Origin of the sequence: Bradyrhizobium sp. LLZ17 (assembly GCF_041200145.1) — a bacterium.
GTDB lineage: Bacteria > Pseudomonadota > Alphaproteobacteria > Rhizobiales > Xanthobacteraceae > Bradyrhizobium.
Genome location: NZ_CP165734.1, coordinates 1,588,082 through 1,614,989, shown reverse-complemented (window position 1 = coordinate 1,614,989; position 26,908 = coordinate 1,588,082). Strand labels below are relative to the sequence as shown.

The 26,908-nt window shown below is 64.1% G+C and carries 27 protein-coding genes and 1 pseudogene; 11 read left to right on the top strand and 17 right to left on the bottom strand.

Annotation, left to right across the window (positions count from 1 at the left end; all coding sequences use genetic code 11):
• Positions 1–47: 47 nt before the first annotated feature.
• Positions 48–335, top strand: coding sequence for a hypothetical protein (locus AB8Z38_RS08070; RefSeq protein ID WP_369724077.1), 288 nt, complete (start codon positions 48–50; stop codon positions 333–335).
• Positions 336–805: 470 nt separating this feature from the next.
• Positions 806–1,312 (top strand): hypothetical protein, encoded by a 507-nt coding sequence (locus AB8Z38_RS08065; protein WP_369724075.1) that lies wholly within the window; start codon positions 806–808, stop codon positions 1,310–1,312.
• Between the two features lie 228 nt (positions 1,313–1,540).
• Here AB8Z38_RS08065 and AB8Z38_RS08060 read toward each other — a convergent pair whose 3' ends face one another.
• Positions 1,541–1,801 carry a hypothetical protein gene (locus AB8Z38_RS08060; protein ID WP_369724074.1) on the bottom strand — a complete coding sequence of 87 codons (261 nt, stop codon included), beginning with the start codon at positions 1,799–1,801 and terminating at the stop codon, positions 1,541–1,543.
• Between the two features lie 270 nt (positions 1,802–2,071).
• On the opposite strand from AB8Z38_RS08060, the gene AB8Z38_RS08055 reads away from it, so the two are divergent.
• A complete protein-coding gene (locus AB8Z38_RS08055) occupies positions 2,072–2,368 on the top strand; it encodes a hypothetical protein (protein ID WP_369724071.1) in 297 nt (98 codons plus the stop codon).
• Between the two features lie 235 nt (positions 2,369–2,603).
• Here the strand turns inward: AB8Z38_RS08055 and AB8Z38_RS08050 are convergent, their stop codons facing one another.
• The 8 genes from AB8Z38_RS08050 to AB8Z38_RS08015 form a co-directional block, all read right to left on the bottom strand.
• On the bottom strand, positions 2,604–3,443 hold the full coding sequence (locus tag AB8Z38_RS08050) for a PhzF family phenazine biosynthesis protein (RefSeq protein WP_369724069.1): 840 nt from the start codon (positions 3,441–3,443) through the stop codon (positions 2,604–2,606).
• Between the two features lie 103 nt (positions 3,444–3,546).
• Complete coding sequence (locus AB8Z38_RS08045) at positions 3,547–3,960, bottom strand: phosphatase PAP2 family protein (RefSeq protein ID WP_369724067.1); 414 nt, start codon at positions 3,958–3,960, stop codon at positions 3,547–3,549.
• Entirely contained in the window at positions 3,857–4,504 is a 648-nt protein-coding gene (locus AB8Z38_RS08040) for a phosphatase PAP2 family protein (RefSeq protein ID WP_369724066.1), read from the bottom strand. Before AB8Z38_RS08040 ends, AB8Z38_RS08045 begins: the two co-directional genes overlap by 104 nt.
• Positions 4,505–4,942: 438 nt before the next feature.
• The gene (locus AB8Z38_RS08035; protein ID WP_369724064.1) at positions 4,943–5,260 is read right to left on the bottom strand and encodes a hypothetical protein; all 318 of its coding nucleotides are present in this window, start codon (positions 5,258–5,260) and stop codon (positions 4,943–4,945) included.
• Positions 5,261–5,739: 479 nt separating this feature from the next.
• Entirely contained in the window at positions 5,740–6,255 is a 516-nt protein-coding gene (locus AB8Z38_RS08030; protein ID WP_369724062.1) for a ParB N-terminal domain-containing protein, read from the bottom strand.
• 244 nt (positions 6,256–6,499) lie between these two features.
• A complete protein-coding gene (locus AB8Z38_RS08025) occupies positions 6,500–6,748 on the bottom strand; it encodes a DUF2442 domain-containing protein (RefSeq protein ID WP_369724060.1) in 249 nt (82 codons plus the stop codon).
• Positions 6,729–6,974 carry a DUF4160 domain-containing protein gene (locus AB8Z38_RS08020; protein WP_237858097.1) on the bottom strand — a complete coding sequence of 82 codons (246 nt, stop codon included), beginning with the start codon at positions 6,972–6,974 and terminating at the stop codon, positions 6,729–6,731. The genes AB8Z38_RS08025 and AB8Z38_RS08020 overlap by 20 nt, the downstream gene beginning before the upstream one ends.
• A 30-nt stretch (positions 6,975–7,004) precedes the next feature.
• Positions 7,005–10,769, bottom strand: a complete 3,765-nt coding sequence (locus AB8Z38_RS08015; RefSeq protein WP_369724057.1) for a vitamin B12-dependent ribonucleotide reductase — start codon at positions 10,767–10,769, stop codon at positions 7,005–7,007.
• A 796-nt stretch (positions 10,770–11,565) separates the two neighbouring features.
• Between AB8Z38_RS08015 and AB8Z38_RS08010 the strand changes: the two genes are divergently transcribed.
• Positions 11,566–12,408, top strand: a complete 843-nt coding sequence (locus AB8Z38_RS08010; RefSeq protein WP_369726767.1) for a DMT family transporter — start codon at positions 11,566–11,568, stop codon at positions 12,406–12,408.
• Here the strand turns inward: AB8Z38_RS08010 and AB8Z38_RS08005 are convergent.
• The 3 genes from AB8Z38_RS08005 to AB8Z38_RS07995 all read right to left on the bottom strand — a co-directional run bounded on the left by AB8Z38_RS08005 (position 12,405) and on the right by AB8Z38_RS07995 (position 15,912).
• Positions 12,405–14,657 (bottom strand): CHASE3 domain-containing protein, encoded by a 2,253-nt coding sequence (locus AB8Z38_RS08005; protein ID WP_369724055.1) that lies wholly within the window; start codon positions 14,655–14,657, stop codon positions 12,405–12,407. The genes AB8Z38_RS08010 and AB8Z38_RS08005 overlap by 4 nt on opposite strands.
• A complete protein-coding gene (locus AB8Z38_RS08000) occupies positions 14,654–15,076 on the bottom strand; it encodes a response regulator (protein WP_369724053.1) in 423 nt (140 codons plus the stop codon). The genes AB8Z38_RS08005 and AB8Z38_RS08000 overlap by 4 nt, the downstream gene beginning before the upstream one ends.
• Positions 15,077–15,276: 200 nt before the next feature.
• A complete protein-coding gene (locus AB8Z38_RS07995) occupies positions 15,277–15,912 on the bottom strand; it encodes a BA14K family protein (protein ID WP_369724051.1) in 636 nt (211 codons plus the stop codon).
• Between the two features lie 247 nt (positions 15,913–16,159).
• Here AB8Z38_RS07995 and AB8Z38_RS07990 point away from each other — a divergent pair, with 247 nt between their 5' ends.
• On the top strand, positions 16,160–16,567 hold the full coding sequence (locus AB8Z38_RS07990) for an NADH:ubiquinone oxidoreductase subunit NDUFA12 (RefSeq protein ID WP_369724049.1): 408 nt from the start codon (positions 16,160–16,162) through the stop codon (positions 16,565–16,567).
• A 556-nt stretch (positions 16,568–17,123) separates the two neighbouring features.
• Here the strand turns inward: AB8Z38_RS07990 and AB8Z38_RS07985 are convergent.
• Positions 17,124–17,810, bottom strand: coding sequence for a DJ-1/PfpI family protein (locus AB8Z38_RS07985; protein WP_369724047.1), 687 nt, complete (start codon positions 17,808–17,810; stop codon positions 17,124–17,126).
• A gap of 92 nt (positions 17,811–17,902) precedes the next feature.
• Between AB8Z38_RS07985 and AB8Z38_RS07980 the strand changes: the two are divergent.
• From AB8Z38_RS07980 to AB8Z38_RS07965, 4 genes and pseudogenes are all read left to right on the top strand, one after another.
• Positions 17,903–18,839, top strand: a pseudogene (locus tag AB8Z38_RS07980) (GlxA family transcriptional regulator).
• Between the two features lie 15 nt (positions 18,840–18,854).
• A complete protein-coding gene (locus tag AB8Z38_RS07975) occupies positions 18,855–19,397 on the top strand; it encodes a 2'-5' RNA ligase family protein (RefSeq protein ID WP_369724045.1) in 543 nt (180 codons plus the stop codon).
• Positions 19,398–19,602: 205 nt separating this feature from the next.
• The gene (locus AB8Z38_RS07970; protein WP_369724043.1) at positions 19,603–20,277 is read left to right on the top strand and encodes an alpha/beta fold hydrolase; all 675 of its coding nucleotides are present in this window, start codon (positions 19,603–19,605) and stop codon (positions 20,275–20,277) included.
• Between the two features lie 141 nt (positions 20,278–20,418).
• Positions 20,419–20,883, top strand: coding sequence for a hypothetical protein (locus tag AB8Z38_RS07965; protein WP_369724041.1), 465 nt, complete (start codon positions 20,419–20,421; stop codon positions 20,881–20,883).
• 170 nt (positions 20,884–21,053) lie between these two features.
• Here AB8Z38_RS07965 and AB8Z38_RS07960 read toward each other — a convergent pair whose 3' ends face one another.
• Together AB8Z38_RS07960 and bla are read right to left on the bottom strand one after the other, a co-directional pair.
• Entirely contained in the window at positions 21,054–21,488 is a 435-nt protein-coding gene (locus AB8Z38_RS07960) for a bleomycin resistance protein (RefSeq protein ID WP_369724039.1), read from the bottom strand.
• A gap of 238 nt (positions 21,489–21,726) precedes the next feature.
• Positions 21,727–22,611 (bottom strand): class A beta-lactamase, encoded by an 885-nt coding sequence (gene bla / locus AB8Z38_RS07955; protein WP_369726766.1) that lies wholly within the window; start codon positions 22,609–22,611, stop codon positions 21,727–21,729.
• Positions 22,612–22,709: 98 nt separating this feature from the next.
• Here bla and AB8Z38_RS07950 point away from each other — a divergent pair, with 98 nt between their 5' ends.
• Complete coding sequence (locus AB8Z38_RS07950; RefSeq protein ID WP_369724037.1) at positions 22,710–23,612, top strand: LysR substrate-binding domain-containing protein; 903 nt, start codon at positions 22,710–22,712, stop codon at positions 23,610–23,612.
• A gap of 49 nt (positions 23,613–23,661) precedes the next feature.
• On the opposite strand, the gene AB8Z38_RS07945 is transcribed toward AB8Z38_RS07950, so the two are convergent.
• Together AB8Z38_RS07945 and AB8Z38_RS07940 are read right to left on the bottom strand one after the other, a co-directional pair.
• Positions 23,662–24,669, bottom strand: a complete 1,008-nt coding sequence (locus AB8Z38_RS07945) for a Na+-dependent transporter (protein ID WP_369724035.1) — start codon at positions 24,667–24,669, stop codon at positions 23,662–23,664.
• Positions 24,670–24,682: 13 nt separating this feature from the next.
• Positions 24,683–25,630 carry an alpha/beta hydrolase gene (locus AB8Z38_RS07940; protein WP_369724034.1) on the bottom strand — a complete coding sequence of 316 codons (948 nt, stop codon included), beginning with the start codon at positions 25,628–25,630 and terminating at the stop codon, positions 24,683–24,685.
• A gap of 201 nt (positions 25,631–25,831) precedes the next feature.
• Between AB8Z38_RS07940 and AB8Z38_RS07935 the strand changes: the two genes are divergently transcribed.
• Complete coding sequence (locus AB8Z38_RS07935) at positions 25,832–26,899, top strand: DUF2155 domain-containing protein (protein WP_369724032.1); 1,068 nt, start codon at positions 25,832–25,834, stop codon at positions 26,897–26,899.
• Positions 26,900–26,908: the final 9 nt, after the last annotated feature.

Sequence of the window (26,908 nt, the reverse complement as noted above, 5' to 3'; positions counted from 1 at the left end):
GGCGAATTACGCTGACGCACCGTTCCAATCCAGCAAGGAGAGTGGACATGCCGCGCCGAACCATCGTTTCACTGACCGCATCCGCCATCATTGCCATCGCCTGCATCGCGACTGTTTCGACTGACGCCTTCGCGTATCGAAGAGGCGTTGGGGTTGGTCGCGCGGGTGTTCATCACGGCGGCGTCTATCGTGGTGGCGTCTATCGTGGTGCTGCCGTGCGCCGCGGGGTTGCGGTGGGGGTTGGAGCTGCCGCGGTTGGTGCTGCTGCCTACGGCGCTTACGGAGCCTACGGCTCTCGCCGTTGCGGCTACGAGCCTTACCCGCCCTGCTACTAGCCCGTCTTGGGGCCGATCTTGGCGCAGCGGCCTGAGCACAATGGGCCGGCGCGGATCACCTTTCCTGCCGGGAGAGGTGATCCGAGTTCCGGGGCTCGCATCGATTCAACTCAAACCCATCCCTCTCTCATCGCCGTCGTCCAGCGCAAGCCGCTGAAACTGCCGCTTCATCGCGTTGACCCTGGCGAGATACCTTGCGCCGAGACGATCGCCGCAGCGCTCGCAGCCGGCATCTGAAAGTGGCGTCCCAGGTAGGCGCTCGTCGAGTTTCTTGCGAAACCTGCCATTTTCGCCAATCACCACCAGGAGAGGTTGAACGGCGGCAAGGCCATCGCTGCGTGCGTCATCGCAGACCGGGAAAAAATGGCAAAGCTGGGGCTGTCAAGGATACATCAGTGTAGAACCGAGCTTATCCCCGTAATAAACCCAATGCTGTTTGGGGTTCTGGGTGCGTATTGGGAGGATCAATCATGGCAAGTGTTGAACAATTGCGCAGGCGGGAAGGAGTGAACTTGGTCCAACTCGAGGCTGATATTGCATCGGTACGGTCGGGAAGCTCCATTACTTCCATTGCTCTGCCTGATTATGTCGAGCACACCGCGGGCGTGACGCGCGTCGGTGCACTCAGTGCAGAGGCGGTCGTTCGCGACTATGAGTCCGCCGCAAAAGAGATCGAGGCGATGGGCACCGAGTTGATCGACGCCGCGCAAAAATGCGAGGCGCTGACAGTCCAGGTCCATGATGCGATTGCCTTCATGCGAGAAACGGCGGCGGGGTATCGTGAAGAGGGACGGAAGATTTTCAAGCGCATCGAAGAATGCGCGCTGTTCACCGAAGACGTCCGCAAGACGTGCGAACAGGTCAAGCGCAGGATGGTCGAAGTCTCGATAGGCTCATCGTCCGAAGAGGAGTTTGCGTCGAAAGAGCCCGAGCTGAGCGGGATCGCCGCCAAGGTGTCGATGAGCGAGATACGGTGAGGCGGACGTAGATCGTAACTCGTAGGATGGGTTGAGCTCTTGCGATCGTCGCGCGCAGCATCGATGGATATCGCTTCCGTCGAGCTACGGCGGACAAGTCGCTCCACCCATCCTACGATTTCGAAACCCCTCGTCTACTGCTGTCATCCGCGGCAAGGCGCCGAAACTGCCGCTTCATCGCTTTTGACCTTGGCGAAATAGCTTGCAACGAGGTGATCGCCGCAGCGCTCACCGCGCATCATGCGAAAGCGGCGGCGCGCGTAGGCTGTGGCGGGACCGGCGCCGCACAGATGGATGAAGGCGCCCAGATCCTGCCTCTCGCTTGCGGAACAGCGGCCCGTATTGCCGCCAGTTCTCCGATGGATCCTTGTCGAGGGCGTTGCCGACAAGGACGAACAACTCGGTCGGCTTGCGGATCATTTGATAGACGATGTTGAGAAGCGCGAGGGCCGCAAACAAGATCGCCACGCTGCCGGCGATCCGAACCATCCGCGGTGCTCGCGCGAATTTCTTTCGCAGCCGCCAGGCGCCCCGCCGGACGCTGCGAAGGCGAGCAAGCAGACTCTCGCTATTCCTGGGCATGGCTCTTGTGTATCGGCGTCAGGTGATCGAAGAGGAGGTCAGGCGATTTGGGGTTTACTTCTGCTTGCATCCTGCTTCGCCCCATCCGTCGGCCAGTCCATTATGGACATTCATTCAGGGAACGGGGGCTGGGCTCATTTCGTTGCTCTAAGGGGGCTTTATCGGGAGGAGGACGACATGAAATCGAAGATCATCGCGCTCTCTGCTGCTATTCTGATGGCAACAGCACCAGCCGTGTTTGCTCAGGGCGTATCGGGCAAGACGCCGGGCCACGAGATGCAGCAAATGGGCTCTAAAACGGGCGAGCCGGGCGCTTCCAGCTACGCTCCTGGACACAAGAAGCACCATGCGACGCACCACGCGACGGCTTCGAAAAAGACCAGCGCCGGCGCGTCCAACTTCGCGCCTGGCCAAACCACCGGCACGAGCACAAAGTCTCAAACCACGGGCACGAGCACAACGCCAAAGTACTGACGGGCACAGCTCGTAGGATGGGTTGAGCCTTTGCGAAACCCATCATGTTTCCGCGTAGGCAAAGCACGATGGGCTTCGCTCCGCTCTACCCATCCTACGGACCTGTAGCCCGGATGGAGCGAAGCGCAATCCGGGATGTTGCCGCGAGGCGCACTGGCCCCGGATTTCGCTGCGCTCCATCCGGGCTACGGCACCTCCGATGCCTAGAGCGTCCGCGTCAATCTCCCAATCGACGTCACGCTTCGTCCATGAAGCGTGCCGTTCCCGAGACGCGGATCGAGCTGCCGGCGGGCTCGCCGATCTCTGCGCGGATCAGCGACTTGAACCCCATGTCTTCGCCCTGGACGATATCGATGGCGCCGCCGTGCGGCCAGCCGAGGTCGCGCAGATATCCGGCGAACGCGGCGGCGGCGGCACCCGTCGCGGGATCTTCGACGAGACCGCCGGCGGCAAAGGCATTGCGGACGTGGAACAGCTGCGGCGTTTCCGTGCTCACCAGCGCGACGGTGACCAGACCTGCTTTTGTCATCAGGGCGCGGCCGCGTTCGAAATCGTAATTCATGCGTGCGAGCGCCTGGCGCGAGGTCAGCGCGAGCACGACATGATCGGCACCGGCGTGAATCCTGGCGGGTGGGATTCTGGGGTCGAGATCGGCGATGGTGTAGCCGAACAGGTCGAGCAGGGCGTCACGCAGCGACGGATCGACCGGCGCGCTGCGCGTCGGCGGCGATTGCAGCGCCGCCGCAATGGTGTTGCCGTCGCGGCGGCCCGAAACGGAAATGGCGGCGTCGTTCAAATGCAGCTCGAAGCCTCGATCGCCGTAGCGGTGCGCCAGCGCCGCTCCCAATGCGATGGTCGCATGCCCGCAGAACGGCACTTCCATCGACGGCGAAAAGTAGCGGACGCGCCACGCCTCGCCCTCCGGCGCGGCAAAGGCCGTTTCGGCGAACCCGACATCCGCAGCGATCGCCTGCATCCGCGATGCATCCGGCAAGACCTCGCCGATCCAGACGCCGGCGGGATTGCCGTCTTTGTTGCCGTCCGAGAAAGCGGCGATGCGGAGCACTGAGGTCATGGTTGGTCCTATGTATTGCAAGTCGCGGGGATAGGCAAAGCCAGATCCGGTGACGGTTTAATCCAACTCATTAGGCCAATCGATATGCCAGACAAGTGCACCATCACCACAATACAGCGGCGATCGAAAGGATCGCCAGCAGGCTGCCCGCGATCACATCGACAATGTAGTGGCCACCGACGGGGACCGACGATATCAGCATCAGGGCGTTGAGCGCGAGCATGGGCCAACGCAGCAATGGTACGGCAAGCCAGCGCCACCCCATCAGAACCGCCGCAGCGGCGTGGAAGCTCGGAAAGGTGATGATGCCGTCGAGCGTCGCGAGGTCGATCACATTCAAGCTGCCGTCGCGAACGGCATGGAAGGGCGCGGCGAACAACCAGGCTGCGACCACGCGGACCTCGGGAAAATCCCTAGGCTCGAGTTGATAGTGAAGATAGCCGCCCAAAGCAGGCGTGAACGGTGAGATGAGGACCGTCGCGGCCAGCGCAATCGACCAGGCGAGAGCGAACTGCATGCCTTTTTTCTTGCTGGCCCATGAAGAACAGCACCGGCACCAGCAGCGGGCATTGATAGTGCAGGCTTGCATAGGCAACATTGAGCACGAACATCAATGTTTGCTGGTGCATGATCGATCTGACGAGGCTTGGCCAGTCCACGCCGATCGCCCGGTCGAGCGAGATCAGCGTGGCATCGCACAGGGGCAGGTTGGTGCTCGCAAGCACGTAGCTCAGAGCCGTCAGAACAATCGTCACGAAGCTCATCAGCACACTCGCCGTGAGCCAGCCGGAGATTTTCATCCAGCCCTGCTTTTTGCTCAGGCGTGCGACACCGAGCAAAACGGCGTTCGTGACGATCGTCAGCAGACCGCTTGTGAGCGCGATTTTGAAGTTGAACAGGCGACACGCCAACAGCAAACCGGCCGTGCCTGCGGCAATGATGAACCAGAGCGCACGCTCGTTGCGTCCTGACCCAACCGGCGCGAGGTCTCTGTCCCGGCGCGAGGCCTTGTTCGAAGCGACAAAATCGAAGACCCCATTTGCGAGATCCGGGACGGGCATTCCAGCATTCCATGCAAACAATCTGCAATTGCATGGGTAGCGTGGCACCCTTTAACGGAATCACACCAAAAGGTTGCAGTTTCGCGTATGAGCTAGTTTTTGGATTGTGCTTAATGGACGCTGACGAGGGTGGCCCGAAGTTGGACCGAACTGGAACCGCTGTTTCGGAGCGTCCGCTTGCGTCTGGCGACAAGGCGGAATTGCGCGCGGTTCTAGCGATCCGAACTGCTCCAGAGACCTTTGAAATGCCTCGCGGTGGCGAAGGCGAACACTAGGACTCCGAGGAGCGTCCCGGCCGACGACTGGCGTTCAAGCGGCGCGACTTCTCTGCCGGGACGGGAGTGACCTCAACCATTTGCGCCTCGTCCAAGCGAGATGGCCGAAGCGAGATGGCCGCGCGTTCCGCAGCGCGGCCTGAGCTCAATATTTGCTTTCGTCTCACCAGTGACGATGCCAGCGGTGACGCACGACCGGATAGGCTCCCCCATAGTAAGCATACGCGGGCCTCACGACGCGACGGTACCGATAGCCATAGGAAACCGGCGCCGTGTAATAGGTCGTCGTCGCGTAGCCGCCACCCCAGCGATAGGGCGCATCGTATCCATAGTCGTAAGCGTATGGGCCGCCATAGTATCCGGCGCCGTAGTACCCTGGACCGTCGTAGTAGCCATAGCCCGGCCCCCAGGCATACGCCGAGGAGGCGAGCCCGCCGATCACCGCACCGGCGAGCAGGCCGCCGGCGAGGCCGGCCCCCACCCACCTCGCCAATGAGCTTCGGCGGGCGATGTTGTCGCAACCGAGCTGACGCCCAGAGCGCCGACCATGGCCGCCACCATTGCCATTTTCTTCATCGTACCACTCCTTTCATTTCGCTTGCCTGGGCGGATAACGGGAAAAACAGGCAATGGTTGCCGAAGTTGCCGAGGGCGGCATGAGGGCTGGTCAGCCGAGCGGGCTCACTCGAAGCAGCTTTCGAGCTCGGAACACGAGCGCTCAACGCAAACGGGACCGAACCGTGCTGCGCTGCGCACGAGCGCGTTCAGGTTCGCTGAGTCGGCGCTGTGGGGGCCCGTGGGGACTGGTGCCGCGCTGGACGAACGCGCCGGCGCGGAGGACACGCGCTGGGACAAGCAGAGGATCAAACTGGAGGAGGCGGTTCGTCGGGCGCGAGAGTAGGGGCGCAAGAAGACGAGGGTGCGTTTAGTGCACTCTCACCGCAATTCTGGAGCCCGCCATCAATAGCGGCCGCCGGTGCCCTTTTGCTGCGTGATCCAGTCCGACAATGTTTTCGGCGCCGATTTCGCAGTCCGTCCCGGTGATGCCTTCGGATTGTCGCGAACGCCTTTCGTCGACGGGGTTCGCGGCGATTCTGTTGCGTTGATGCTCTTCAAGGCGGCCGTCGATGCCTCTGCGGCCTCCTTCTCGAGGCGCAACTGTTTCAATCGCGCCATCTTGATGCGCTCAGCCTCGACTTCGGGCCGTTCGGACAGCTGCGGTTTGTGTTGAGCAAGCTCGGCCGGGACCAGGACACCGAGAATGGTCGTCTCGCCGAGCGCCTTGCAGGCTTCGAGCCGATGCAGTCCCTCGACCAGAACGAGGCGGTCTCCGTCGATCCGAACGGAAATAGGGGCCTGTTGTCCGATGTCCAGAATGCTTTCCGCGATCTCCCCGACGACCTCGGGCTTGAGCGCCTTCTTCATTTTCGTGGGAACGAAAATCTTCTCGATCGGGAAGCTTTCCGGTTTGGGCATAACTTGACTCCGCTTCTACCGGGGCCCGTCGGAACCCATGCCGGGGTGTCTGGAGTTTAGGGGGGAAGGGCTCGACCGCAAAGGCAATTCGGCTGATTGGGTGTGCACTTAATCAGCGCGTAGGATGGGTAGAGCGCAGCGAAACCCATCCCTACGAGCTAGACCAGGATTCAAGCGCAACAAAGGGCGGCGTTTCGGCCGCCATTCATGGATAGTCGCTTACGGCTACCGTTGCCTGACAGGGTCACGCCGCGTGTTCGGCTGTTCGCGTGACGTCTCCACGTCCGGCGAGCAGGCCAGCAATGGAAATGTCTTCGTCAAGCGCTTCCCAGTGCAAGCCGACGCGGCTGAGCTCGACCTGGTTGCGTTCGTCTGGCGTTGCATGCAGCAGGCGCGGAAACCACGCGAGCGGGATCCCGAGTGTCCTTCCATCGGACAATTCGACCCACATCGTGTGTTCGTCGAAGCGAACGCTAGTTGCCGAAATGGTCATGCCAAGCCTTCAGAAGAAGATCGCGGTTGTCTTCTACCACGCGCAGGATATTCGAAAGTTCCCGCGGATTGAAGCCATAACTGTCGGCTATTGATATGGCGGGCTCAAGCCAAATCTTGGCGTCCCGGCCGCCGCCTTTGACGTGCACGTGCGGCGGCTCAGGTGGCTGGCCTTCGTTGGAGAAGAAGTAGTAGCGCAAGCCACCCTGGCGCAATGCAACTGGCATCTTTGCCTCCGGGGGCTTGCGCCAATGGGATCAGCTACACCCCGTCGTGCTTCCGCAAGTATCGCACTTCATGCAGGTCCCATTCCGCACCAGCGTGAAGTTGCCGCACTCGCTGCACATCTCGCCTTCGTAGCCCTTCGCCTTCGCTTCCGCGCGGCGCTCGGCTTTGCTGGGCGCTGCGGTGGCGGCGCTGCCGGCTTTGCTCCACTGCAGGGCCTCCAGCTTCTCGGTGGGCGAGAGGTCGTGGCTGACTTCCTGCTTCAGCGCGACCGCGCCTTCCAGGACGTCGCCGGCGCGACCGCCACCGTGGGAGGACAGCGAGGTGACCTTGCTGCCGCCGGAGGGTGCGCTGTCGTTGCCTTGGGCGACTGCGGTCGAGCCGCCGCGCATGACGACCAAATTGTCGGTGCGGGAGCGGGTGAGGCCGCGCGACACCAGCTTGGAGGCGCCGTGGCTGTGATCGCCGGGCTCCTTGCCTTCCTCGACGCCCTTGCCGAGCGCGTCGAAGCCGGTCTCGCTGGGATCGACATGGGCGAGGTCGAAGCGGCTGAGGTAGCTCACCGCTAGCTCGCGGAAGACGTAGTCGAGGATCGAGGTCGCGTACTTGATCGAGTCGTTGCCCTGCACGGGGCCCGCCGGCTCGAAGCGGGTGAAGGTGAAGGCGTCGACATATTCGTCGAGCGGCACGCCGTACTGGAGGCCCAGCGACACCGCGATGGCGAAGTTGTTGATGAAGGAGCGCAGCGCCGCGCCCTCCTTGTGCATGTCGATGAAGATCTCGCCGATGCGGCCGTCGTCATACTCGCCGGTGCGCAAGTACACCTTATGCCCGCCGACCACGGCCTTCTGGGTGTAACCCTTGCGGCGATCCGGCATCTTCTCGCGCTCGCGCATCACGATGATGCGCTCGACCAGCTTCTCGACGATCTTTTCCGAGACCTGCGCGGTGCGCGCGGCCATCGGCTTGTCGTAGAGATGATCGACCGCATCGTCCTCGTCCTCATCGTCGGCGATGAGCTGAGAGTTGAGCGGCTGCGACAGTTTCGAGCCGTCGCGGTAGAGCGCGTTGGCCTTCAGCGCGAGCTTCCACGACAGCATGTAGGCGGACTTGCAGTCCTCCACCGTGGCGTCATTCGGCATGTTGATGGTCTTGGAGATCGCACCCGAGATGAAGGGCTGCGCCGCCGACATCATGCGGATGTGGCTCTCGACGGAGAGATAGCGCTTGCCGACTTTGCCGCAAGGGTTGGCGCAGTCGAACACCGGATAGTGCTCGGCCTTGAGGTGCGGGGCACCTTCCACCGTCATCGCGCCGCAGATGTGGACGTTGGCCGCCTCGATCTCGCGCTTGGTGAAACCGACGGCCTGGAGCAGGTCGAAGCCGGGGGCCGCGATCGCTTCGGCACCGATGCCGAGCTGGTCGCGGATGAAGTCCTCGCCAAAGGTCCATTTGTTGAAGGCGAACTTGATGTCGAACGCGGTCGGCAGCGCCTTCTCGACCTTGGCGATGGCTTCATCAGTGAAGCCCTTGGCCTTCAGCGTCGAGACGTTGATGCCCGGCGCGTTGGAGAGCGAGCCGTGGCCGACGGCGTAGGCCTCGATCTCCGCGATCTCGCTCTCGCGATAGCCGAGCGCGCGCAGCGCCGCGGGGACCGCGCGGTTGATGATCTTGAAGTAGCCGCCGCCGGCGAGCTTCTTGAACTTCACCAGCGCGAAGTCCGGCTCGATGCCGGTGGTGTCGCAATCCATCACGAGGCCGATCGTGCCCGTGGGCGCGATCACCGTGGTCTGGGCGTTGCGATAGCCGTGCTTCTCGCCGAGCTCGAGCGCCGCGTCCCAGGCCGCCTGCGCATGCGCGACCAGGTCGGCTTGCGGGCAGGAGACCAGGTCCATCGGCACGGGATTGACCGAGAGCGCCTCGTAGCCGTTGGACTGGCCATGGGCGGCGCGGCGATGGTTGCGGATGACGCGCAGCATGTGCGCGGCGTTCTTCTTGTAGCCGGGGAAGGTGCCGAGCTCGGACGCGATCTCCGCCGAGGTCTTGTAGGTGATGCCGGTCATGATCGCGGTCAGCGCGCCGCAGAGCGCACGGCCTTCCTTGCTGTCATAGGACAGGCCCATGGTCATCAGCAGGCCGCCGATATTGGCGTAGCCGAGCCCGAGCGTGCGGAACTCGTAGGAGAGCTCGGCGATTGCCTTCGATGGGAACTGCGCCATCATCACGGAGATCTCGAGCACCAGCGTCCACAAGCGGCAGAGATGCTCGTAACCCTCGACGTCGAAACGCTTGGAGGGGATGTCGTAGAAGGTCAGCAGGTTCGCGGAAGCGAGGTTGCACGCCGTGTCGTCCAGGAACATGTATTCCGAGCACGGATTGGAGGCACGGATGTCGCCGGACGCCTTGCAGGTGTGCCAGTCGTTCATGGTGGTGTTGAAGTGCAGGCCCGGGTCGGCCGAGGCCCAGGCGGCGTAGCCGATTTTTTCCCAGAGGTCGCGCGCCTTCAGCGTCTTGGTGATCTTCTTCGTGGTGCGGCCCACGAGATTCCAGTCGCCGTCGGTCTCGACCGCACGGAGGAAATCGTCCTTCAGCGAGACCGAGTTGTTGGAGTTCTGGCCGGAGACCGTGAGATAGGCTTCCGAATCCCAGTCGGTGTCGTAGATGTCGAACTGGATGTCCTTGTAGCCCTGCTTGGCGAACTGGATGACTCGCTTGATGTAATTGTCCGGCACGAGGCTGCGGCGCGCGAGCTTGATCTCGCGGCGCAGCGCCGGGTTCTTCTCGGGGTCGAAGCAGTCGTCGCCCGAACCTTCGCAGTTGACGCAGGCCTTCAGCACCGCCTTGAGGTGCTTCTGGTTGATCTTGGATCCGGTGACGAGGGCAGCGACCTTCTGCTCCTCCTTCACCTTCCAGTCGATATAGGTCTCGATATCGGGATGGTCGGCGTCGACCACGACCATCTTGGCGGCGCGGCGGGTGGTGCCGCCCGACTTGATGGCGCCGGCGGCGCGGTCGCCGATCTTGAGGAAGCTCATCAGGCCGCTTGAGCGGCCGCCGCCGGAGAGGCGTTCGCCTTCGCCGCGCAGGCGCGAGAAGTTGGAGCCGGTGCCGGAGCCGTATTTGAACAGGCGCGCCTCGCGGACCCAGAGGTCCATGATGCCGCCCTCGTTGACGAGGTCGTCACTGACGCCCTGGATGAAGCAGGCATGCGGCTGCGGATGCTCGTAGGCCGACTTCGACTTGGTCAGCTTGCCGGTGAAGGGGTCGACGTAATAATGGCCCTGGCCGGGACCGTCGATGCCATAGGCCCAGTGCAGGCCGGTGTTGAACCATTGCGGCGAGTTCGGCGCGACCATCTGCTTGGTCAGCATGTAGCGGAGCTCGTCGTAGAAGGTCTGGGCGTCCTCGTCGGAGGTGAAATAGCCGCCCTTCCAGCCCCAATAGGTCCAGCAGCCGGCGAGGCGGTCGAACACCTGTTTTGCGCTGAGCTCGCTGACATAGCGCTCTTTCTCAGGCAGCTCGCTGAGCGCCTCGGTATCGGGCACGGAGCGCCACAGGAAGGAGGGGACGGATTCCTCCTCGACCTTCTTCAGGCGCGCGGCGACGCCGGCTTTACGGAAATACTTCTGGGCGAGCACGTCGGAGGCGACCTGCGACCATTCGGTCGGCACCTCGACATTGTCGAGCTTGAACACGACCGATCCGTCGGGATTCCGGATCTCCGACGTGGTCTGCCGGAACTCGATCCCGGCGTAAGGTGACTGTCCCTGGGTGGTGTGGCGCCGCTCAATCCGCATGGTCTGCCCCGTCCTTGTTTTTAGCCGGACCGCCTCCGCTGGGCGACCGGGTCGATATTTCAGTTCGCGAGTCCTCGAACGGCCGTGCCGGCCTTGCGAGGCTTCGCAGTTCAAGCCGGTGGATCCGGCCCAGTTTCTCCCGGCGCGATGGGTCACATCCGCCGGCACGTCCACGCGCCTCCGCCCCCAGGGGGATGTGCGCGACATGCGTTCAACGCCACCACGTCAACCATTGCCATCCGGGCCTGTTTCCGGCCCGTTCTGGCGCCCGAAAAATCCGCCTTCGAGGGCAGACAAGCCCTCATCCCGCTGCCTTCGTCTGGCTTGGCGGAGTGCTGTTTTGCGGACCCTTTGGGGAGTGCCGGCGGGACACAAACACACTCGCGCCGAACGGTTCGAAAGCTAGGACTCTCCGTTGCGCCCGTCAAGAACTAGTGCGAGTTCCTGAATCAAATACTAAATATGGTGGAGATCGGGGGAAAACAGGGGCAAGCCCGCGCCTGTTGTGGAGACAAGTATCAGTGAGTCCTCAGGGATTCCCAACCGAAAAAATTTGCATTCTGCGATGCTGCACATGCTTCATCCCGCTGTTCACAGGGCAGGTATTTTTTTGGCCTCCGGGGTTGCGCAAACGGGACTCACGTAGTGGTACGGAAGGTGAGGGCAGGCATGCCCGTGGCGGTGGTGGAAAGCCGCGCGAATCCGCGTCAAGCTGGCCGCGAAATTTGCCGGACTACCCACATGCTTGATTCTGACCAGGCCGGGTCTGCGACCGCGCATCGCCCCGGCCGGCCTGATGTTCCTCGCCATCACCTCGATCGGCTGGGGCTTCAACTGGCCCGTGACCAAGCTCCTGCTGGCCGAGCTGCCGCCGCTGACCCTGCGCGGTGTGACCGGCGTGCTCGGGGCGGCGCTGCTGGCGGCGCTCGCTTTGGTCCGCGGCGACCGCCTGAAGGTCCCGGCTGCGATCTGCACGCGACTCCTGATCGCGGCCGTCCTCAACGTCACCGGCTGGATGGTGCTGATGGGGCTCGCGCTGCTCTGGCTGCCGGCAAGCGAGGCGGCGCTGATCGCCTACACCATGCCGGTCTGGGCCTCGCTGATCGCCTGGCCGGTGCTCGGCGAGCGGCCGACGCTGCTGCGCACGATCGCGCTGGTGATGGCGTTCGCGGGGCTGGCCTCGATCATGGGCGGCAACGGCTTTGCCGCGAGCGAAGCGAAACTGCCCGGCATCATCATGGCGCTGGTCGGCGCGGCCGGCTTTGCGCTCGGCACGGTGCTGCTGAAGAAATACCCGATCCGGCTGCCGCCGATCACCGCGGCGGCCTGGCAGATCGGGCTCGGCTGTCTGCCGGTGGCGATCGTCGGCCTCGCGATCGAGACCTCGCATCTGGAGCTGGTGACCCCGCTCGGCTGGGGGCTGCTGGTCTATTCGACCGTCGTGCAGTTCTGCATCGCCTATGTCAGCTGGTTCGCCGCGCTGTCGCGCCTGCCTGCGTCAGTGGCCGCGATCGGCACCATGGCGGTGCCGGTGATCGGCGTGGTCGCCTCGGCTCTGGCGCTGGGCGAGCCGCTCGGCCCGGGCCAGATCGCCGCGCTGATCTTCACGCTGGCGGGCGTGGTGCTGGCGACGCGTTAGCTTGCCGCCCCACCGCCCAGCGCCTTCCTGATCATCTCGGCGAGCTGGTTGCGGCGGTAGGGTTTCGTCAGCAGCATCACGCCGTCGTCGAGCTTGCCGTGATGGACGATGGCGTTGTCGGTGTAGCCGGAGGTGTAGAGCACCTTCACGCCGGGCCGGATTTTCGCCACCTGCTCGGCGAGCTCGCGCCCGCTCATGCCGCCGGGAATCACGACGTCGGTGAACAGGAGATCGAAGGCCTGGCCGGCCTCGATCAATTGCAGCGCGGCGCGGCTGTCGGCGGCGGCGACCGTCTTGTAGCCGAGGCTCTGGAGCTGCGCGATGACGAAGTTGCGCACCAGCGCGTCGTCCTCGACGATGAAGATGGTCTCGGCCCCGCCAATGGCTTGCGGTGCGGCGGGGCTCGTTGGCTCGACCGTGCCCTCGCCCGGAGGTAGATAGAGCTTGATCGTGGTGCCGTGATCCTGCTCGCTGTAGATCTTGATGTGACCGCCGGACTGCTTGACGAAGCCGTAGACCATGGAGAGGCCGAGGCCACTTCCCTTGCCGACCTCCTTGGTGGTGAAGAACGGTTCGAACGCCTTCTCCTGGATGCCGGGCGGCATGCCGGTGCCGGTGTCGCTGACGGCGAGCATCACATAGGGACCGGGCCGCACGTCAGGGTTGGCGTGCGCGTAGGCCTCGTCGAGCACGACCCGGTGGGTCTCGAGCAGCAGCTTGCCGCCGTTCGGCATCGCGTCGCGGGCGTTGATCGCCATGTTGACCACGGCGTTGGTCAGCCGCGACGGATCGATATGCGCCGTCATCGGCCCCTGTTCCAAAACCGTCTCGATCTGGATCTGCTCGCCGAGGGTGGGGCGCAGCAGCTTTGCGATATCGGCGATCGCGGCGTTGATCTCGACATTGCGGGGCTGCAGCGGCTGCCTGCGGGCAAAGGAGAGCAGATGCTGGATCAGCTCGGCACAGCGCTCGGCCGCATCGTCGATCAGCCGCGCGATGCGCTGTAGCTCGGGCTGCTGTTGCAGGCTCGCCACCAGCGTCTCCGTGTTGCCGGAGATCACCGTCAGCATGTTGTTGAAGTCGTGGGCGACGCCGCCGGTCAGCTTGCCGATGGCGTCGAGCTTTTGCGATTGGTGCAGTTGCCGCTCGGTCTCGCGCGAAACGGTCGCGTCGTGATAGACCAGCACCGCGCCGGAGATTGCGCCCTGCGCATCGAGCATCGGCCGGCCGCTGATCATGAGGTGGCGCGCGTCATCGCCGCTGTGCGGGCGGACAATCATCTCCATCTGCTCGAACGCGCCGCCGCGCAGCACGCGCGCGGACGGCAGCTCGTCGGGCTTGAGCGGCGTGACGCCGTCGCCGTGAAAGACGTCGGACAGCGCCCGCAGATTGCGCAGGTTCATGCCGGCACGGTGCAGCAGCATGCGTTCGGCGGCCGGATTGGACAACAGCACGTTGCCATCTTTGTCGATCACCAGCACCGCCTCCGCCATGCTGCGGAACGTGCTCTGGAGCACGGTGACCGACAGGCGCAGCTCGTCATGCGCGGTGACCAGATGTTCGGTGCGCTCGGCGACGGCGGCCGCGAGCGCTTCTTTGGCGGCTTGCGTTTCGTGCAGCGAGCTCTTGAGCTCTCCGGTGGTGCGCTGGCTCTCGCGCAACAGCATGGCGACCAGCAGCAGGATCACCAGCGCGCCGACGACGTCGATGCCGAGCAGCACGATGCCGGTGCGGCGGGAGTCCGACGCGCGCGCGGCGAGCAGCTTTTCCTGCCCCGCGGTCAGGCGATCGAGATTGGCCATGAGCGCCTGCATGAGGCCGCGGCCTTCGGCCTTGCCGTTGAGCGCGGCAATGCCGGCTTGGTCGTTCTCGGCGACCAGCCGCATCGCTTCGGCCGCAACCTCGATCCGGCGCAGCACCAGGGGTTCGGTGGCCTCCATGAGCGCGACCTGATCGTGGTTGTCGCGAACGGCCCGCTTGAGATCGGCGAGCGCGGGCGCGATCTTGGTTCGAGCGGCCTGGAAATCGTCGCTGAAGGCGGCGCTGTGATAGATCTCGTAGCCCCGCGCCGCGCTCTCGGCATGGCGAGCGAGAAGGCGCACGTCTGAGATCTTGTTGAGCACCTCGACGGTGTGGTTGACCCAGGCCGAATCCGACCGCGACTTGAGGTCGAGGCCGATCGAGGCGGCGGTGATGATCAGGAGGATGGCAAGTCCAGCACCGAGAATGACGCGCTGCGAGGGGATCAAGGGGCTTCTTTCGTATCCTTCGGCTGCGCGTTCTCGCCGGGACCGGCGATGCATTCCCGGATCGTCGTCAACAGTGTCTCCGGCGTGAACGGCTTGCGCAGGCAGCGCGTCGCGCCGAGTTCCAGCGCCATGCGGAGGAAATCCGGGGAGGGCGAGGCGGATGAGGCGAAGGCGTAGCCGGACATGGCGATCAGCGGGATCGCCGGCGCCCGCTCGTGGAAGATGCGGATGGATTCGAAGCCGCGCATATGCGGCATGAAGATGTCGACCAGCATCAGGTCAAACGTCTGCGCTTCGAGCGCAGCAAGCCCGGTTTCGCCGCCATCGGTCAGCGTGACGTCGAAGCCTTGACGTTGGAGGAGGACCTCGATCGTCGCACCAACCATCGGATCGTCGTCTACCACGAGGATACGCGGCATCACATGTCCCAGCAGATCGAAGTCCCCACGCCTTCGGTGATATAGGCGAATCGTGCACCGGGTCAATTTTGGATTGGACCCCCGTGGATATGCACGGTGCAATGCATAGTCGGACCGCTGAATTGCCGGAACACGGCAAAACGAATGGGCGGCGCCGAGGGTCACCGGCGCCGCCCATGGATCGCGTCGTTCACACCGGCTTACGGGCAGGGATGGCGCAGGCCGTCAAAGCCGAGATAGGTGCCCGATGCCGGATCGTAGGACCGGTAGCGCTGCGCGCAATAGGCCGCTGAATCGCCGCCGGTGTCCGGCACGACGGCCACGGTCGCACCATCGCCATAGTAGTCGTCGCCATAATAGTAGGGATCGTCGTAATACCCGCCGCCGTAATAGGCGTAGGAGCCGAGCCCGCCGATCGCAGCACCCGCCGCGAAGCCAGGCCAGAATCCGCCGCGATGATGCCAGCCACCGCCGTGCCAGTTGCCACCGCCACCGTGCCAGTTGCCGCCACCACCGTGCCACGTGTTGCCCGCGGTCGCGAAGCTACGGCTGCCGGCGCCGTTGAAGGTCGCCCCGCCGCTCGGACGCATCGCTGCGCTGGCGGCGAAATTGCTGCCGCCACCGCGGAACGCTGCGCCGCCACCGCTGAAGCCGCCGCCGCCCATTCGGGCCCCGCCGCTAAAGCCGCCGCCGCTGAAGTGAGCTCCACCGCCGCCGCCACCAATGTGAGCGCCGCCGCCGACGACGCTGGCTCGGCTCTGTGCGAAGCTCGGGGTCGCCATTGGAAGAACCAACGCGAGCGCTGCCGCTGCGCTTAAAACTTTCAGACTGGTCATGTTCAAACTCCTTTTCCCGGGAGCAAACCGCCTGAAACCGCAGTTGTTCCTGGGATCACGCTGGTTTACATGCGCCGCGCAGCTTTCCACGCCGTCTCTGTACCCGGCATGAACGGATCGCGCCCGATTTGCGGCAGGCTGCGCGCCGGCGTCGTCCGATTTCGCTGGGGCACGGGCGCGCCGGCCGAACTGGACATTTGGCCGTCCGGATGGCATCAGGACCCCTACGAAGCAGGGCCCTAGCCGCATGAAACAATTCTTCCTCAAGCTCTTCACCTGGTGGAACGGCCAGACCTTTGGCACGCAACTCTGGACCCGCCGGTACGGAGAGCTGGTCGGCCAGGACGAGCAGGGCAACCGCTATTATCGCACCCGCGGCGGGGCGATCGATCCCGCGCTCGGTTTCGAGCGGCGCTGGGTGATCTATAACGGCTATGCGGAAGCGAGCCGGATTCCGCCGTCCTGGCACGGCTGGATGCATCACATGGTCGACGTGCCGCCGACCGAGCTCGACTACCAGCCGCGCGAGTGGGAGAAGCCGCACCTGCCGAATCTCACCGGCACGGCGCAGGCCTACCGCCCCTCCGGCTCGACGCTGGCGAGCGGCAAGCGGCCGAAGGCGACCGGCGATTACCAGCCCTGGACCCCCGGCTAACGTCGCGATCTTCCATCGTTCGCGCTCTTCCATCGTTGGATTGGATGCACCCGCATCCGTCTCACGCCGCTGTGGACAACGGGAACAGCGGGGACGGTGCGTGCGCGGGTGTTGCACCGAGGCGAGCGATACGGCTCAATGAACCCATCTTACGGAGATGGGAGACCATCGCGTTCGGTTCGGGCAACAGTTCGCGACTGTCCCGAAATGCAGCGGCCGCCGACCAGGACTCGATCGGGAGATAGGCCCCCGGTCTGGAAGTCTGAAATCGCCCGATGAGAATGTGCGCCGTCGTAAGACAGGAAAGGCCGCTCGGGAAACCGAGCGGCCTTTTTCTTTGGCGCGGCTGCTCTGTTGGGGCTGCTGCATCACTTCCGGAACATAAGACGAGCGAATGCCGCAGCTCCACATTCCGTCATTGCGAGCGCAGCGAAGCAATCCAGAATCCCTCCCCGGAAAGACTCTGGATTGCGTCGCTTCGCTCGCAACGACGATTTGACGTAGCTTTCGCCACACTTCGGTTTCGTGCCCCGGCAGGCCTTTGCGTCCGCGAGGACTAGTTAACCCGCTCGGCTGCGCGCCTGGCGGCATCGAGGCGGCGCGCCTGCGATGGCGCGATCCGCTCCTTCATCAGCGCCAGCACCTCGGCCGGAGCGGTATCGGGCGAGCCGGCATTGAATGGCGGCGCGGGATTGTATTCGAGGCGGAGCTGAATGGCCTCGGCGGTGGTGCGATCCACCAGCAGCGACACCAGCTTCAAGGCGAAATCGATCCCTGCGGTGACACCGCCGCCGGTCACGCGGTTTCGATCGATGCACACGCGTGTCTTCGTCGGCGTCGCGCCGAACAGTGCCAGCAACTCCATCGCACTCCAATGGGTGGCGGCATTATAGCCCTTCAAGAGCCCGGCCGCGCCCAACACCAGTGACCCCGTGCAGACAGACGTGACAAATTTGGCGCCGGAGGCCTGCTTGCGCACGAAGTCGAGAGTCTCCTCGTCGTTGAGCAGTGCATCTGTGCCGAAGCCGCCGGGAACGCAGATCACATCCAGTTGCGGACAGTCGGCGAACGTCATCGTCGGTGTCAGCATCAGCACGGAATCGCTCGGCACCGGATCCAGCGTCTTCCAGATCAGGTGCACGGTGGCGCCGGGCAGGGACGAGAACACCTGCAACGGCCCGGTGAAATCGAGCTGGGTGACGCGTGGAAACACCAGAAGTCCGATCTGGAGCGGTGCCGACATGAGAACCTCCAATGAAGTGCTTGACGCCAGCAAACTGGCATGATGCTCTTTCGTCCGAAATGGCATAATTCCCTCACTTTCGGACATAGAACATGATCGGCATCCTGATCTTTCCGGATTTCCAGTTGCTCGATGCGGCCGGCCCGATCTCGGTATTCGAGATTGCGGCGCGGGCCAGCGGCAAGCCGCTTGCCCTACGAGTGCTGGCGCTGGAGGCCGGAGCCGTGCGCAGCTCGTCCGGCGTCGAGATGATGGCGCGCGATTTCAAGTCCGCGAATGCGATCACGACGCTGGTCGTGGCGGGCGGCGCGGGCGTGACGGAGGCCGCGCGCTGTGAAGCCACGCTTGCCTTCGTGCAGCGGCTGGCGAAGCGCGGCGTGCGGATCGCCAGCGTCTGCTCGGGTGCCTATGTGCTGGCCGAAGCCGGCCTGCTCGACGGCCGCCGCGCCACCACGCATTGGGGCCGCACCCGCGATTTCGTCGCGCGCTATCCCAAGGTGAAGTTCGAGCCGGACCAGATTTTCACCCGCGACGGCAATGTGGACGTCGGCCGGCATTACCGCCGGCATCGACCTCGCGCTGGCGATGGTCACCGAGGACCATGGCGAAGAGATCGCGCAGCAGACCGCGCGTCAGCTCGTGCTCTACCATCGCCGCAGTGGCGGTCAGTCGCAATTCTCCTCGCTGCTGGAGTTGAAGACGCCGAACGGCCGGTTCGGCGCGCTGTTGTCCTGGGCCCGCGAAAATCTCGACGCGCCGCTGACGGTGGAGGACCTCGCCGATCGTGCCGGCATGAGCGCGCGACATTTTGCCCGCGCGTTTGCCGCCGAGACCGGCACGACGCCGTCGAAAGCGATCGAGCGCTTGCGGATCGAGGTCGCGCGCGAACGCGTACAGTCCTCGCGCGAAGCGATCGAGCTCGTTGCGGAGGCGACCGGCTTCCGCGACCCCGAGCGGATGCGGCGCGCCTTCATCCGCGCCTTCGGCCAGCCGCCGCAGGCGCTGCGACGCGCCTCGCGGGCGGGCTAGGCGGGACTCGCAATCATGGCACTCGCAATCAATCTTCGAGCCGATCACGTTTCCGCTCACCAGATCGAACAGCTGTGGGACCAGGTTGCCGAGTTTGAAGATGAGCCGTCGATGCGCAGCTTGGGGTACCGACCACATCTGACATTCGCGATCTATGACTCGCCCGACATTGAAGCCAAGACGGCGTGGGGAGCGATGCAGTCCGCGAGTTCAAATGGGGTGCAAATGCCTATCGCCTTCAAACGAATCAGGTGGTTTGCGGGCCCGCCACTTGTGCTGTGGGCTGAGCCCGAGGCGAACGAGACCCTTGGAAGGTGGCACGCTTCAATCAGTGCCGCCATCGACCCGGCCTATTGCCGGCCGCATTATCGGCCCGGCGCATGGGTGCCACATTGCACGCTCGGCACAGGTATCGCCGAGCCAAAGACCAAGGACGCCATCGCCTTTGCGCAGTCGTTCGATCGGCGCATCGAAGTAACGTTCGATGTGGTCGATTGCGTCCTCTTCCCGCCCGTGCGGGTGGTTGCGCAACGGGAGCTACCGAAGCGCGTACCGTAAGTCCCCGGTAGCTTCTGGCCCTTCCACGAAGTGGCGCCGACCCGAGTTCGTCCGATCGTCAGGGTAGAGCGGAACCGCTCAAGCAAGTGCCAAAAAAGGGCGCTTTTGGATCGTTCAAGATCAATCCTGATCAAGCAAGCCAAGATCGTTTCAGTAAATAATCCGGCAGCAACGGAGGAAAACTCAGAAGCGGAGGAAAACTCATATGGCAACATTCGTCCTTGTCCCCGGGGCCGGCGGCGTGGCCTGGTATTGGCATCGCACGGTCCCGCTTATTCGCGCGGCGGGTCACCAGGCCATCGCCATCGATCTACCGGGCGATGACAGGCACGCCGGTCTCGCGGCGTATGCGGACATCGTCATCCGTGCGATCGCGGAACGAAGCGAAATTATCCTCGTCGCTCAGTCCCTGGCGGGCTTCACGGCACCCCTCGTTTGCGCGCGTGCGCCCGTGCGGATGCTTGTGTTCGTCAACGCGATGATCCCAAAGCCGGGCGAGACGGCTGGTGCATGGTGGAGCGCAACGGGAGCGGTCGAAGCGCGGGAACAAGCTGCAGCGTCCCGTGGCTATGCGACGGAATTTGGTGTGGGAACTTACTTCCTGCACGACGTGCCGCAGGACGTGTTGCGCACTGGCCCGGAACCACGCGAGGAAGCCGAGACCGTTTTCGGCGAGCCCTGCCGCTTCGCGCGCTGGCCCGACATCCCCATTCATGTTCTTGCGGGAAGAGACGACCGCTTTTTTCCGATCAAGTTTCAACGGCGTGTCGCCCGCGAAAGGTTCGGAAAGGAGGTGGAGGAAATTCCCGGTGGCCATCTCGTCGCGTTGTCGAATCCGGAAGGGCTGACCGAGCGCCTCGTTGCGTATGAGAGGGACTGACACGCCAGAAGCGATCAGCCAAGATGCATCCGGGTCGGATTGGTCAACAAACGGCGATGATCAATTTCGATCAAGCGGCCGGCTGGACGCGGGTGATAGGCTTCGCCTGGAAGATACTTACGGCGATGGAGGAGGAAGCACGTGTTCCAAGTGACGGCTGGCACATTGCAGGCCTATCTCGAATTTGATCCGGTGCGGAAGCCTGATCTTCTTAAGCTGGACAAGCTGATCGCCCGGGCCGCTCCAGCGCTCAAACGCTTTTTCCATGCAGGGACGCCCGCGGGGGAAGCGGGTATGCGCATGAAGATGATCGGCTATGGGAAATTCCGTTATGCGATCAAGTCCGGGAAGAGCACCGAATGGCCCGTGATTGGTGTCGCTCTTCAGAAAAATTGCATTAGCGTATATGTCTCGGTCACCAGGCAGGGGGCGCCGATCGTCCCCAGCTACGCAGGTCAGCTTGGGGAGCTGCGCGTCGGCGCAAACAACTTCAGCTTCGAGAGATTTGATCAGTTGAAACAGGATGCGGTATCATCGCTCGTGGCGGAGATTGAGCGCATCTTCACGTCCGATCCAGAGAACCCAGTTCGATACATGCAAGGATGATGTCCCGTCGCCCCCGGCAGCTCGGCTGTTGGCCCGAAGGCGACGATCGCCATCGTGTCCGGCACGTCGGCAGTCGAGGCCAGACCGGACATCGGGAAGACGCGGGCAAATCGACGCGAATGACCCCAAGCGGACGGGCCACTTGACGCGGCTCTCTTTCGAAAGCGTGGTTACCTCTTCCCCAAATCCTCAGCGAACCGCAGGAGGTAACCATCGGGGTCTTGGACCAAGAATTGCCTGTTGCCGTGCTCCTCTCCGGCGATCCGATACCATGCGTCGTGACACTCTCTGAAGAGAGCCCATTTGTACTGCTTCAGTGCATCCAGAAGAGGAGCAACAGAGTCGACGGAGATTTGAAAATTAATCCCGCGCCCCAACGGCCGCTCCAGAGGCCCGGTTTCCCAGTTGCCATTTCTCTGATTCAGCATGACCTGTGCCCCCTGCAGTTCGATGTATATGAAGAGATTCTCAGGCCTTTGATAGGCAATCTGGAAGCCAAGTATGTCGCACCAAAAACTCTTGCTGCGTTCCAGGTCGAATACGTCAAACTCGGGTACAAGCCGAGCAAAGCCGCCACCAGGCAATCTATCCATCGTTATTCCCATCGCTCGGCATTCCTCCACGCTCTTGGTTTAGCGAACCGCGGCGGGGCCGGATACCGCTCTCGTGAGGGGCTATCTATCATGGATCCTCTGCGACTGCTTCTGGCCGCGAAGGCGAAGATCGCCATCGTGTCCGGCACGTCGGCAGTCGAGGCCGGACCGGACATCGGGATGACGCGAGCAAATCGACGCCGCAGGTGCTGCGACGCGCGGCGCTGGGGTAGGGCGAGCCACACGGTTGTCAGCCAAAGGCCTTGCCGACCTCTCGACCGACGGATGCGATCACATCATTTCGTCCATTCGGGTCGAGCGCCGCGCCGGTGAGGTAGACCGCGACAATGAGCGGCGAACGCTCGGGCGGCCATACGATGGCGACGTCATTGGTGGTGCCATGCTCGCCTGCTCCAGTCTTGTCGCCCACACCCCAGCCTTGCGGCAGACCCGCGCGTAGGCGACTGTCCCCCGTCTTGTTTGCCATGAGCCATTTGACGAGCTGATCGCGCCCCTCCGGGACGAGGGCATTACCGAGCAGCAAGCGTTTGAAGTTTGCGGCCATCGCATTCGGCGTTGTGGTGTCGCGCGGATCGCCCGGCGCAGCCTCGTTCAGTTCGGTTTCAGTCCGATCCAATCTCGTCACCTTGTCGCCGAGGCCCCGCGCAAAGCCGGTCAACCCGGCGGGTCCGCCGATATTTTTCAGGAGCGCGTTTCCGGCTGTGTTGTCACTCCTGGTGATGGCCGCATCGCAAAGTTCAGCGAGCGACATTCCTTCTCCGCCGACATGCTCGCGAGTCACGGGCGAGTTCTCGACGATGTCGGTCTGCTCAATACGAACGCGCCGTTCAAGGCGTTCCAGCTTGCTGCCCGCGTCTTTGAGTATTGCCGCCGCGGCCAGGACCTTGAATGTGCTGCACATCGGAAAGCGTTCGTCTCCCTTGTGATGGATCGGAACTCCCGTCTTCGTGTCGAGCACGGAGACGCCGAGCCGGCCTCCGCTCTTGAGTTCCAGCTGCTTGATCGCCTCGACGAGCAATGCCGCTGCGCTTGGCGCAGCACCCGAGACATTCGACAGGAAGAGACTTCCCGCAACCGCGATTGATGATGAGCCGAACTGACGTCGTGTAAGCATGGAAAACTCCCGTGAATGGCGGAAGGTTTTGCTTGGCGCTCCGGCAATTGACAAACGATGGTTCGTGAGGCCATCCATAAGCAAAACTTGGATCAGACGTGGCCCGCCGCCCTGCCAACATTTCCAGTCTGCCCCTGAACGCGCTGCGCTCCTTCGAAGCCGCCGCGCGGCATCTCAGCCTCACCAAGGCCGGTCTCGAACTTCGGGTGTCTCAGGCTGCCGTGAGCCAGCAGGTCCGGATTCTGGAAGAGAGTCTGCGCGTAAAGCTTTTCAGGCGCTTGACTCGCGGGCTGGCTCTTACGGAAGAAGGCGAGGCGCTGCTGCCGGCGATCTCGGACGCATTCAGCCGGATCAACCAGGTCCTGGACCGGTTCGAAAACGGTCGAATGCGCGAAATGCTGACGGTTGGCGTGGTCGGAACCTTCGCGTCCGGCTGGCTCCTTCCGCGCCTCAAGAGCTTTACCTCGAGCCATCCGCACATCGATATCAGGATCTTTGCGAATAATAATCGTGTCGACCTTGGCGGCGAAGGACTGGACTACGCCATTCGATTTGGCGACGGCGCCTGGCACGGGACGAACGCCGAGCGGCTGGTCGATGCCCATTTCACGCCGATGTGTGCGCCAAATGTGGCAAAGCGACTCAGGAACCCGGTCGACCTACATAAGGAGGTGCTGTTGCGGTCGTATCGGGTGGGCGAGTGGGCGCAATGGTTCGATGTGGTGGAATGCAGGCAACCTCGAATGACCGGCCCGACCTTCGATTCATCCGTCTCCTTGGCGCACGCGGCAGCTCAAGGCGCCGGGGTAGCGCTGTTGCCGATCGTCTTGTTTTCGGACGATCTCTCGCGCCAGCGACTGGTCTGTCCCTATGACAGTCAAGTCTACCTCGGATCGTATTGGCTCTCATCCCTGAAATCAAAAAAGCTGTCGCCAGCGATGAAAGCGTTCCGCGACTGGATATTGGCAGAGTGCAAGAAAAAGAGAGCGCGCCATCCATGACGCCTGCGGGCCGTGCGGACGACGTCCAGCGCGGTCGACCCCCCGGATCTCAATTTGCGCTGCCTGGGGCCGCCGCTTTGGCCGTATCGATGCGCGCCGTCAGCCGCCGCGCGATTGGCGTCAGCAGGTAGGGCGCAAGGTGAATCGGAAACTGCGTCAGCGCGAAATAGAGCCAGGTCGTGGGCGGCAGCGCGCCGGCGGTTGCCGCCAGCATCAGGCCGAGATTGCGCTGTGACACCATCAGGCCAAGCGCCAGCGCGCGCTCGTAGCCGATGCGGCGGAACAGCAGCGTGGTGACGGCGAGCAGCGTGAAATAGACCGCAAAGGCGAGCGCCGCGATGCCGATCGTGAACAGGGGGTCGCCGACAAAGTCATGCGCCACATCGCCCATGATCGCGGATGCGAAGATGAAGAGGATGACGATGTTGAAGCCGTCGATCGGCTGCTTGTGGCGCTGGATCGCCTCAGCACCGAAGATCCAGCGGATCATCGTCGCGGCGAACAGCGATATCGCGAGGATGCCGAGCAGCTTTGCGCCGAGCGCGAGCGGCGAGATGCTGAGCACGCCGCCGAGGAACAGGCCGGCGAACAGCGATGCCGTGAAGGGCACCACGGCGGTCGCCGTCACCAGCGCGACCAGCACCAGCGTGGCATCGAGGCCCATCAGGGCTGCGAGCGCGGGTGCTGCCATCATCGGCGAGGCCATGCCCTGCAGCATCATGGCGAGGAACAGGCCGGGCGCATGGCTGTCGAGCCCGGTCGCATGCGCGATCAGCCCGACGATCAGCGGCACGCCGATCGTGGTCCAGGCTGTGGCGGTCGCCACCAGCGCCGGCCGACGCAGATGGCTGTAGAGCGCCGTCAGATCGACCCGCATGAAGGAGATGCAGAGCAGGGCGAGGATCGCCGCGGTGAGATAGGGGCGCAGCAGCGCGCCGAGCGGCGGCACCGCGACCGCGATGAACACGATTGTCGCCACCGCGCGGGTGCCCTGGCTCCCGAGCCAGCTCAGGGCGCGCAGGGGAAGGGCGAAGATGGTTCGAACAACGGCGGCCATCGGGTTTGCGTCGTCAGCCCAACCCCTTCAGCCACGCGCCGATCTCGCTGACGGCAACATTGGCCTGTTGCAGCAGCTTGCCCATGGTGAAGAAGCCGTGGAATTGGCCGGGGACGTGCCGGGTGGTGACGCTCACGCCCGCCTGCTTCAGGCGCGCGGCATATTCGTCGCCTTCGTCGCGCAGGGGATCGGCGCCGGCGGTCAGCACATAAGCCGGCGGCAGGCCGGCCAGCATCGTGGCGCGCGCCGGCGAGGCGCGCCAGTCGTGGATGTCGGCGCTACCATTGAGATAGTGGTCGCGAAACCAGCGGATCACAGAGTGCGTCAGCAGCACGCTGGTTTCGGGCTCGCTGTGCGAGCCGTGCGTCATGGCGAAATCGGTGGCCGGATAGATCAGCAGCTGGCCTGCGATCGCGGGACCGGCGCCGTCGCGCGCGGCCAGCGCCGTGACCGCCGCCAAGTTTCCGCCGGCGCTGTCGCCGCCGATCGAGAGGCGCGCGGCGTCAATGCCAAGCTCGCGCGCATGCGCGGCGATCCATTTGGTCGCGGTGATCGCATCCTCGACAGCGGCGGGAAATTTGTGCTCGGGCGCGAGGCGATAATCGATCGCGATCACGATCAGCGCGCCGGCGTCGGCCAGCTGCCGGCAGACGACATCGTGGGACTCGAGATCGCCGATCACCCAGCCGCCGCCATGGAAGAACACCAGCGCCGGCGCCAACCCGTCCTGCTGGCGCGCCTCCCTCGGCACGTAGAGGCGCGCCGGGATCACGCCATGCGGCGCCGGGATCGACAGCGGCGCGACGCGCGCAAGCTCGGGCGGCTCGGGATTGGTCGCAAAGCGGGCCTGAGCGTAATAGGCCCGCGCCTCGGCTGCCGTCAGCGTCTCGTAGGCGGGCCGGCCGGCCTCTTGGAACGCCTTGTAGACGGCGGCGGCATCGGCATCGAGCACGACGGGCATGGTAAGGTCCTGCGGTTCCAGTGATGGTGACGTCGTTTCCGGACGGCGACACCCGCCTCGGCCCCGGGAGGAGCGCTCGGATTATCCCATCCGGGCGCCGGCCTGGCCAGCCGGCGGCGGGCAGGGCAGGGATGCCGCCCTTTCCCCGCCGTATTCGCCGTGTTAACCGGATGGCCTGCGAGCGGCGGTATCCCCTGTAGAATGTCCGACAAGCCCGATTCGCTGTTGAAGCCGCGCGAGATAATGTTCCGAACCATTAGCCTGACAGGTCTTGCGGCGCTTCTGGCCGCCACCGCTTTGACGGTGGCGACGCCGGCGCAGGCGCAGATCGGCACGATTTTCTCCGATCCGCCGCCACTGCGGCCGCCAGGCAGCATCCCGCGCGGCGGACAGCCCTTGCCGCAGCCCACTCCCGACGACGATGAAGAGGTGCCGGAGCTGCCGCCGCAGGGCCGCGTGCTGCCGTCGCGCCCGATGCCGCCGCCGAGCCGGCAAGGCAATGTGATGCCCGGTCCGGTCGAGACCCAGCCGCTGGCGCCGCCGCCGGGCTCAAGCGTTGCCCCGCCGAACCAGCCGCCGGCCGTGGCGGTCGCACCGCCCAATCCGCAAGGTGCGCCGGGCACAACTCCCGGAGCGCCCGGCCAGCGCCAGCCCCAGCAAAAGGGCGGGACCCAGCAGGGCGCCGTGCCGCAGGCGCCGGCCAGCCTCCAGCCGGGCGATGAGGTCGTCACCGAGCCGCCGGCGCAGAAGATCGTGAACAAGAAGGCGACCTTCTCCGGCCTCGACAAGATCACCGGACGCATCATCAATTTCGATGAGGATATCGGCGAGACCGTGCAGTTCGGCGCGCTGCGCGTCAAAACCGACGCCTGCTACACGCGCCCGGCGACTGAAGCCACCAACACCGACGCCTTTGTCGAGGTCGACGAGATCACCTTGCAGGGCGAAGTGAAGCGGATCTTCTCGGGCTGGATGTATGCCGCGAGCCCCGGCCTGCACGGCGTCGAGCACCCGATCTACGACATCTGGCTGACCGACTGCAAAGAGCCGCAGCAGACCATTGCGACCGCGGCACCGGATCCGGCGTCCAAGCCTGCGACCCCACCGCCGCCGCCGCCGGCGCAGAAGAAGGCCGCGCCCAGGCAGGCCGTGCAGCAGCGTCCGCCGCAGCCTCTGCCGCCACCGCAGCAGCCGCAGGCGGCCCCGCCGCCACCTCCGCCGCCGGAGCAGCGGCCGGGCCTGTTTGGTTTCCCGGGTTTCGGCCGGTAGGTTCTTTCA

Bases quoted from the DNA above. Each gene is read 5' to 3' on its own strand.
- AB8Z38_RS08070 (WP_369724077.1), top strand. From the start codon at position 48: ATGCCGCGCCGAACCATCGTTTCACTGACCGCATCCGCCATCATTGCC.
- AB8Z38_RS08065 (WP_369724075.1), top strand. From the start codon at position 806: ATGGCAAGTGTTGAACAATTGCGCAGGCGGGAAGGAGTGAACTTGGTC.
- AB8Z38_RS08060 (WP_369724074.1), bottom strand. From the start codon at position 1,801: ATGGTTCGGATCGCCGGCAGCGTGGCGATCTTGTTTGCGGCCCTCGCG.
- AB8Z38_RS08055 (WP_369724071.1), top strand. From the start codon at position 2,072: ATGAAATCGAAGATCATCGCGCTCTCTGCTGCTATTCTGATGGCAACA.
- AB8Z38_RS08050 (WP_369724069.1), bottom strand. From the start codon at position 3,443: ATGACCTCAGTGCTCCGCATCGCCGCTTTCTCGGACGGCAACAAAGAC.
- AB8Z38_RS08045 (WP_369724067.1), bottom strand. From the start codon at position 3,960: ATGCAGTTCGCTCTCGCCTGGTCGATTGCGCTGGCCGCGACGGTCCTC.
- AB8Z38_RS08040 (WP_369724066.1), bottom strand. From the start codon at position 4,504: ATGCCCGTCCCGGATCTCGCAAATGGGGTCTTCGATTTTGTCGCTTCG.
- AB8Z38_RS08030 (WP_369724062.1), bottom strand. From the start codon at position 6,255: ATGCCCAAACCGGAAAGCTTCCCGATCGAGAAGATTTTCGTTCCCACG.
- AB8Z38_RS08025 (WP_369724060.1), bottom strand. From the start codon at position 6,748: ATGACCATTTCGGCAACTAGCGTTCGCTTCGACGAACACACGATGTGG.
- AB8Z38_RS08020 (WP_237858097.1), bottom strand. From the start codon at position 6,974: ATGCCAGTTGCATTGCGCCAGGGTGGCTTGCGCTACTACTTCTTCTCC.
- AB8Z38_RS08015 (WP_369724057.1), bottom strand. From the start codon at position 10,769: ATGCGGATTGAGCGGCGCCACACCACCCAGGGACAGTCACCTTACGCC.
- AB8Z38_RS08010 (WP_369726767.1), top strand. From the start codon at position 11,566: ATGTTCCTCGCCATCACCTCGATCGGCTGGGGCTTCAACTGGCCCGTG.
- AB8Z38_RS08000 (WP_369724053.1), bottom strand. From the start codon at position 15,076: ATGCCGCGTATCCTCGTGGTAGACGACGATCCGATGGTTGGTGCGACG.
- AB8Z38_RS07995 (WP_369724051.1), bottom strand. From the start codon at position 15,912: ATGACCAGTCTGAAAGTTTTAAGCGCAGCGGCAGCGCTCGCGTTGGTT.
- AB8Z38_RS07990 (WP_369724049.1), top strand. From the start codon at position 16,160: ATGAAACAATTCTTCCTCAAGCTCTTCACCTGGTGGAACGGCCAGACC.
- AB8Z38_RS07985 (WP_369724047.1), bottom strand. From the start codon at position 17,810: ATGTCGGCACCGCTCCAGATCGGACTTCTGGTGTTTCCACGCGTCACC.
- AB8Z38_RS07975 (WP_369724045.1), top strand. From the start codon at position 18,855: ATGGCACTCGCAATCAATCTTCGAGCCGATCACGTTTCCGCTCACCAG.
- AB8Z38_RS07970 (WP_369724043.1), top strand. From the start codon at position 19,603: ATGGCAACATTCGTCCTTGTCCCCGGGGCCGGCGGCGTGGCCTGGTAT.
- AB8Z38_RS07960 (WP_369724039.1), bottom strand. From the start codon at position 21,488: ATGGGAATAACGATGGATAGATTGCCTGGTGGCGGCTTTGCTCGGCTT.
- bla (WP_369726766.1), bottom strand. From the start codon at position 22,611: ATGCTTACACGACGTCAGTTCGGCTCATCATCAATCGCGGTTGCGGGA.
- AB8Z38_RS07945 (WP_369724035.1), bottom strand. From the start codon at position 24,669: ATGGCCGCCGTTGTTCGAACCATCTTCGCCCTTCCCCTGCGCGCCCTG.
- AB8Z38_RS07940 (WP_369724034.1), bottom strand. From the start codon at position 25,630: ATGCCCGTCGTGCTCGATGCCGATGCCGCCGCCGTCTACAAGGCGTTC.
- AB8Z38_RS07935 (WP_369724032.1), top strand. From the start codon at position 25,832: ATGTCCGACAAGCCCGATTCGCTGTTGAAGCCGCGCGAGATAATGTTC.